Genomic DNA, 248 nt, shown 5'->3' on the forward strand with positions numbered 1-248 from the left:
TTAGTGCCGCATATTTGGAGTCAATGTACGGCATTAACTCTTCTTCAACAATAACACGTAAATGTTCTTTATCTTTTACTATTAATGGTTGATCTTGGGTAATTCGTGCAAAGGTATTGTCAGCAACTTGGCGTACCATTTTATTAGGATCAGTTAATTTTACTTCTGCTGCTTGCACGCTTTGTAATAGCATTAAACTTACTAGCGCAATACTTACTAAAAATGTTTTCAACATAATAATTACTCAC

The 248-nt window shown here is 33.5% G+C and carries 1 protein-coding gene; it reads right to left on the minus strand.

Features of this window, described 5'->3' with window-relative positions; translation table 11 throughout:
- Positions 1–235, minus strand: a 235-nt coding sequence (locus tag SB749_RS20310) for a hypothetical protein (RefSeq protein WP_410711900.1), incomplete at its 3' end; no start/stop codon positions are given.
- Positions 236–248 lie beyond the last annotated feature (13 nt).

Origin of the sequence: Brevibacterium sp. SIMBA_078, assembly GCF_046534565.1 — a bacterium.
Taxonomy (GTDB): domain Bacteria; phylum Actinomycetota; class Actinomycetes; order Actinomycetales; family Brevibacteriaceae; genus Brevibacterium.